Source organism: Streptomyces zinciresistens K42, from assembly GCF_000225525.1.
Lineage (GTDB): Bacteria > Actinomycetota > Actinomycetes > Streptomycetales > Streptomycetaceae > Streptomyces > Streptomyces zinciresistens.
Map to the genome: position 1 here is coordinate 1 of NZ_AGBF01000292.1, position 5,996 is coordinate 5,996.

7 protein-coding genes are annotated in these 5,996 nt (G+C 73.0%); 3 read left to right on the plus strand and 4 right to left on the minus strand.

Annotated elements, in window-relative coordinates; translation table 11 throughout:
* The 4 genes from SZN_RS37815 to SZN_RS34770 form a co-directional block, all read right to left on the minus strand.
* Positions 1–574 (minus strand): hypothetical protein (locus SZN_RS37815; protein WP_007504566.1); only part of this gene is annotated, 574 nt, incomplete at its 3' end.
* A gap of 30 nt (positions 575–604) precedes the next feature.
* A complete protein-coding gene (locus SZN_RS34760; RefSeq protein WP_007504568.1) occupies positions 605–1,342 on the minus strand; it encodes a hypothetical protein in 738 nt (245 codons plus the stop codon).
* A 26-nt stretch (positions 1,343–1,368) separates the two neighbouring features.
* Entirely contained in the window at positions 1,369–2,670 is a 1,302-nt protein-coding gene (locus SZN_RS34765; protein ID WP_007504570.1) for a hypothetical protein, read from the minus strand.
* A 5-nt stretch (positions 2,671–2,675) separates the two neighbouring features.
* Positions 2,676–2,981, minus strand: coding sequence for a hypothetical protein (locus SZN_RS34770; RefSeq protein ID WP_007504572.1), 306 nt, complete (start codon positions 2,979–2,981; stop codon positions 2,676–2,678).
* A 427-nt stretch (positions 2,982–3,408) separates the two neighbouring features.
* Here SZN_RS34770 and SZN_RS34775 point away from each other — a divergent pair, with 427 nt between their 5' ends.
* The 3 genes from SZN_RS34775 to SZN_RS34785 all read left to right on the plus strand — a co-directional run bounded on the left by SZN_RS34775 (position 3,409) and on the right by SZN_RS34785 (position 5,936).
* Entirely contained in the window at positions 3,409–4,239 is an 831-nt protein-coding gene (locus SZN_RS34775; RefSeq protein ID WP_007504574.1) for an alpha/beta fold hydrolase, read from the plus strand.
* Positions 4,240–4,368: 129 nt separating this feature from the next.
* Positions 4,369–5,445 carry an NAD(P)H-dependent amine dehydrogenase family protein gene (locus SZN_RS34780; RefSeq protein ID WP_043734712.1) on the plus strand — a complete coding sequence of 359 codons (1,077 nt, stop codon included), beginning with the start codon at positions 4,369–4,371 and terminating at the stop codon, positions 5,443–5,445.
* A gap of 2 nt (positions 5,446–5,447) precedes the next feature.
* Positions 5,448–5,936, plus strand: a complete 489-nt coding sequence (locus tag SZN_RS34785) for a carboxymuconolactone decarboxylase family protein (protein ID WP_043734715.1) — start codon at positions 5,448–5,450, stop codon at positions 5,934–5,936.
* The last annotated feature ends 60 nt before the right edge of the window (positions 5,937–5,996 follow it).

A 5,996-nucleotide genomic window follows, 5' to 3' on the forward strand; every position in this document is an offset into this window, starting at 1 on the left:
GCCGCCGGGCCTCGGGGCTGAGTCCCTTGCGGCGGGGATCGGTCCGGTGGTTGAACGCGGTCGGCTGAGCCGCCCAGGTCAGTGCCCGCAGTCCGGGGCGGGCGACGACACAGGCGAAGCGGGGGTCGCCCGCGTACCAGAGGTCGTCGAGCCCCTTGCGGGCGATGCGGTCCCAGGTGCGGAAGAAGAGCCCTGGCAGCTTGGGCGACACCGTCTTCTCCGGGCGGTCCGGGTCGGGCAGCACGAGATGGGCCCTGCGCCCCCGCTCGTCGTACCGCAGCCCTCCGGGCAGGCGCCGCCACGGATAGACCCGGAGGATCCGGCGCATCCGCCAGTACCTGCCCATGGCGCCGAGCGAGAGGTAGACGTTGAAGCCGACCACGGCCAGCACGAGCACCATCGGCACCACGGCCGCCGGCGGCAGCAGCACGACCGTGACGAACACCGTCCCCCACCACAGCGCCAGCCAGACGACCGTCCTGGCCACCCGGCCCGCCAGCCAGCGCGCGAGGGCGGCCGCGGTACCGGGCTCGTCCCAGGCGACCGGGCCGTCGAACCCTCCGCGGTCGTTCACGTGCCTGCTCACTCGTCGCTCGCCTCCCGGTCAGCCGAAATCGGCGGTCACACTGTCCTTGATGCCGCCGGGCCCGTCGCCGCGCACGGTCCGTTCGATGTCGGGCAGCGGATCGTGGAAGGCCACGGTGTGCGCGACGGCCTTCATCAGGTCCCGGTAGTGCCCCCGCGCTGACACCGCCGTCGTGCTCAGCGCCAGCACCGCCAACTGCGCCCCGGACGGCGCGGGAACGTACACGTCGCACTGGTACAGCTCCTGCGCCGGCAGTCCCGCCACGGCCGGCACCGTCACGAGGGTGTCGCACATCGAACCGGGCCGCCCGCCGGGCAGGGCCAGCAGCTCCACGCCACCCGCGCTCTCCCGGGCCGCGGCCGCCCGCACCGCGGTGAGCTTCGGGGGCGCCCACTCGATGTCCCGCAGCGCCACCGTGACGACGGACGTCACCGACGAGCCGTCGTCCGCGAAGTGCAGCCCGAGGGAGCAGCCGATGACACCCTCGCCGCGCATCTGCCCGACCATGAACCGCATGTCGCGCAGCGCACCCGCGTAGCGCTCGCGCTGGTCCTCGGGCGCGCTGTCCAGGATCAGCGCCAGAACGTTCGTGAACTGCTCCTCGTACGCGCTGCCGGGAGCCGGGTCGAGCGCTTGGAGCGGCACGTCGAGAAAGCCGTCCGGCAGCGCGTACCAGAGCTTGGCGGTCGTGTCGCGGGCCGAGTCGTCGATGACGAGGCGCGGCAACCTGCCGGGGTCGTTGTCCGTGGACGGCATGTGCTCCTCGTTCCCTGTGCCGCGGCTCATCGCATGATCGCCCGCAGCGTGGCCTGGATCGGGGCGATCGCCCCCGGACCGTCGAACAGGCCGGCCCGGCCGCCGTCGACGCCGGTGGCCCCGTCCTTGCCGGGCTGGAGCGCGTCGATCTGGGCGGCGGCGAGCCCGAACCCGGCGGTGCCCACACCGGCGACCGGGGAGGCGTAGGCGAGAGCCTTGGTCAGGCCCTCTCCGCCGCCGACGCCCCGCACGATCAGGTTGCCGATCGGGCCCGCGTCCGTCGCGGAGGGCATGAGGCGGGCGGCGGCGGTGACGGTGTCGTCGCCGAAGCGGCCCAGGAACTGGCCCACGCTGACCGCCTCACTCGCGAAGCGGGTCGACTGGATGGCGCCGTTCATACCGCGCGCGGCGGCGCCCACACCGGGCACCGCGCCGAGCAGGTCGCCGGCCAGTCCGACCGAGTTCTCCCAGAAGTCGGAGTCGAACTCGCCCTTGGTGAAGCCGTCCGCGATCGAGGCCCGGACCTTGGGGTCGGCCAGCCTCGACGCCAGGGTCGCCAGGCTCAGCGCGCCCGCCGCCAGGAGGAACGCGATGCCCACCGGGCCCGTCAGGAGCAGGGCCAGCAGGCCGGCGACGGCCGCCAGGACGCTGAGGATGTTCGTGAGGTTGTCGCCGATCCAGCTGAGCGCCTTGCTCAGCCACCCCGGCTCCTCGGGCGCCAGGTCCTTCGTGGCGTCCTTCAGCCTGCCCGCGAGGGCGCGCGCCTCCGCCTCGTGGGTGCTCTCCAGCTCCCGCGCCTTGCGCAGCACGTCGTCCAGCGCGCCCTGCGCCTTGTTGACGGCGGACACCGCGTCGTCGAGCCGCGCGGTCGCCGCGTTCAGGCGGGTCTGCGCGGCCTGGAGTTCGGCGCCCTCCTGGAAGGTCTGGCCCGCGAGCTTGAGGTCGGGGTCCCGTTTCGCCGTCTCGTGCCGGGAGTTGGCGCTCTTGAGGTCGCCCTTGTTCTCGCCCGCCTGCACGTCGTACTTCTGCGCCAGCTCGCGACGCCCCGTCAGCCCGCCGTGCCAGGTGCCGAGATGGCCCGCGGCCTGCGTGAGCGACGTGTGGGCGTCCTTCATGTACTTCGGCAGATCGCCGTCGAGCGCCTCGCGGAACCCGACGGCCGCGTCGCCCTCCCAGAAGCTCGACTCGCCGAGCAGCCTGTCTATCTTCTGGTACGCGGTCTGGAGCGCGGTGGCGGACCGGACCAGCTGCGTGCGGAGCTTCTCGACCTCGACGGGCTGGCCGGGCACCGGGTTCCAGCCGAGGTTCGGATACGGGTTCTGTGCCATCGCGATCACTTCCCCGCGGCCGCGGCGCGTCGGAAGCTCTCCTCCAGGGAGGTCTCCACCTCGCGGTAGCTCTCGGTGTTCTGCTTGAGCCCTTCGGTGAGCTTGCCGATGCGCGCCTTGATCTGCTCGTTGCCGTACTTCCAGCGCTCCTGGAAGGTGTCGCACGCCTCGTCCAGCTCCGGCGTGCCGATCTGGTCGGCGCGCACGCTCTGGAGGGCGGTCCGCACCTGGTCCAGCGAGTCCTGGGCGCCCTGCAGATCCTTCGTGAACGCGGCGAGCTGGTCGATGTCCGTCCTGAACTGGTCCCCCACGCGGGTCCCTCCCCGTTCGCGCTTCGCGGCCGCACCGGTGAGGCGGCACCGGCGGCGCAGTGGGCCAGATCATGCCACGGGAGGGTGAAGGGGCCGGCGCGGGGGCACAGAATCCACACGAACCCCTGGCAGGCCCGGAGGCATGACGGGCCGGCGGGGACGGACTCCGCGGTCCGGGCGACGGCCGCCTGACGCCCCGTACGCCACAGGGGCGCCCGCCTCGCCGGTGGCGCCAGCCTCGCCGCCGTGGTGCGCGGGCGCCCGGCCGGGGCCCGGCGGCTGCGGATGTGGCCCACGTCACCCGGGCGTAGTGTGGGCCGGGTACATCCGGACCGCGCCCCTGGGCGTGCATCGTCTGTCCCGAGTGCCCCCCACCTCTGTCTCCGTGTGTCGCCGGGGCACGACCGGGCGAGCGGAGGATTCGAGGATGCCTGTAGTCACCACCAACGACGGCACCACGCTCTACTACAAGGACTGGGGCCCGCGCGACGGCCGGCCGGTCGTGTTCCACCACGGATGGCCGCTGAGCGGCGACGACTGGGACAACCAGATGCTGTTCTTCCTGGGGCACGGCTATCGCGTCATCGCGCACGACCGCCGCGGCCACGGACGTTCGACGCAGACCGCGACCGGCCACGACATGGACACCTACGCGGCCGACGTCGCGGCGCTCACGGACGCGCTCGACCTCAGGGACGCGGTCCACATCGGGCACTCGACCGGCGGCGGCGAGGCCGCCCGCTACGTCGCGCGCGCCAAGCCCGGCCGGGTCTCCAAGGCCGTCCTGGTGGGCGCCGTACCGCCGGTCATGCTCAAGTCGGCGGCCAACCCGGGCGGTCTGCCCATCGAGGTCTTCGACGGCTTCCGCGACGCGCTCGCCGCGAACCGCGCCCAGCTCTACATCGACACCCCGGCGGGCCCGTTCTACGGCTTCAACCGCCCCGGCGCCGAGGTGTCGCAGGGCATGATCGACAACTGGTGGCGCCAGGGCATGATGGGCGCGGCCAACGCCCAGTACGAGTGCATCAAGGCGTTCTCCGAGACCGACTTCACCGAGGACCTCCGGCAGATCGAGGTACCGGTCCTGGTCGCCCACGGCACCGACGACCAGATCGTCCCGTACGACGACTCGGCCCCGCTGACCGTGAAGCTCCTGAAGAACGGGACGCTGAAGACGTACGAGGGCTACCCGCACGGGATGCTGACGACGCACCCGGAGGTCCTGAACCCGGACATTCTGGCCTTCATCCGGTCCTGACCCGCCCCCGCCCCACGGCCCGGCCCCGGAACCCGGGCCGTGGGGTGTGCGCGGCCCCGCGGGGAGCGGCGGGATGATTCCTTGTGCACGGGTATGGGAAGTTCCGGGGGGCGTCGTTACCCTCCGCGCATGATTCCCACGGTGGTTTGGGGCACAGGCAATGTCGGGCGGGCGGCCGTGCGGGCCGTGGCGGCGCATCCGATGCTCAGCCTGGTGGCCGTGCTGGTGTCGAGTCCCGCCAAGGTCGGCAGGGACGCGGGCGAACTCGCCGGGCTGGGGCGGACTCTCGGGGTCGCCGCGACCGGCGACGTGGACGCGGTGCTCGCGGCGGGCCCGCGCGCGGTGGTGTACGCGGCGTCCGGCGACGTCCGCCCGGACGGCGCGATCGAGGACATCGGGCGCGCGCTGCGGGCAGGCGCGGTGGTCGTCACGCCGTCCGTGTACGGCATGTACGACTGCGTGAACGCCCCCGCCGGGATCCGCGACGTGCTGGCCGGGGCGGCACGGGCCGGGGGCGGCGCGCTGTTCGTGTCGGGCGTGGACCCCGGCTGGGCCAACGACGTGCTGCCGCTGCTGGTCAGCGGGCTGGGGTCGGACATCGACACCGTGCGCTGCCAGGAGGTCTTCGACTACTCGACGTACGACCAGGAGGAGGCCGTACGCGATCTCATCGGGTTCGGGCACCCGCTGGACCATCAGCCGCTGATGCTCGCCGAGGGCGTTCCCGGCATGATCTGGGGCGGGCAGCTGCGGATGATGGCACGGGCCCTGGGCGCCGAACTCGACGGCGTGGAGGAGGTCCTGGAACGCCGGCCCCTCGAAACGACCGTCACCACGGCGACGATGGGCGAGTTCGCCGCCGGCACGCAGGGGGCCGTACGGCTGGAGGTGCGCGGGACGGTGGGCGGCGAGCCCCGGATCGTCGTCGAGCACATCACCCGTATCCACCCCGCCTGCGCCCCGGACTGGCCGTCGCCGCCGGGCGGCGGGGCCGGCGCGCACCGGGTGATCATCGAAGGGCGCCCGCGCATCGAGGTCACCGTCGAGGCCACGGACGAGGGCGGGAACCGGGCCGCCGGGGGCAACGCCACGGCGGCCGGCCGGCTGGTGAACGCCATCGACTGGCTCGTCGACGCCGGTCCGGGGCTCTACGACGCACTCGACGTCCCGCTGCGCCCCGCGGTGGGCAGACTGGGAAAGAAGTGATCATGCGGATCGACATTCCCGAGGGCGCCGAGCCCATCCCGTACGTCTGGGGGGACATGGTGCCCCGGATCGGGCAGGCGGCCACCGAATTCTCCCTGTCCGTCTACGCGCACACCACGCTCGGGCTGCGCGAGTTCGAGGCGGCCCGGCTGCGGGTGGCGCAGATCAACGGCTGTGTGTTCTGCCTGGACTGGCGCACCGAGCGCGACGGGGTGACGGTGGAGGAGGGGTTCCCGGACGCGGTCACGCAGTGGCGTACGACGGACCGCTTCGACGAACGCACCCGGCTCGCCGCCGAGTACGCGGAGCGCTACACCCTCGACCACCACAACCTGGACGACGCGTTCTGGGAGCGGATGACGGCGCACTACAGCCAGGCGGAGATCGTGGAGCTGAGCATGAGCATCGGCTCCTGGCTGGCGTTCGGCCGCCTCAACCACGTCCTGGGACTCGACAGCGTCTGTGTGCTCCAGCCGTCGCCCGGCTCCTGAGCCGCGGCCACTGCGGCCACTGCGCGGACGCGCGGCGCCGCGGGCCGGGACGCCCGGCCC

Excerpts from the sequence above, each read along its gene's own strand:
- SZN_RS34780 (WP_043734712.1), top strand. The coding sequence starts at position 4,369 with ATGATTCCCACGGTGGTTTGGGGCACAGGCAATGTCGGGCGGGCGGCC.
- SZN_RS34785 (WP_043734715.1), top strand. The coding sequence starts at position 5,448 with ATGCGGATCGACATTCCCGAGGGCGCCGAGCCCATCCCGTACGTCTGG.
- SZN_RS34765 (WP_007504570.1), bottom strand. The coding sequence starts at position 2,670 with ATGGCACAGAACCCGTATCCGAACCTCGGCTGGAACCCGGTGCCCGGC.
- SZN_RS34775 (WP_007504574.1), top strand. The coding sequence starts at position 3,409 with ATGCCTGTAGTCACCACCAACGACGGCACCACGCTCTACTACAAGGAC.
- SZN_RS34760 (WP_007504568.1), bottom strand. The coding sequence starts at position 1,342 with ATGCCGTCCACGGACAACGACCCCGGCAGGTTGCCGCGCCTCGTCATC.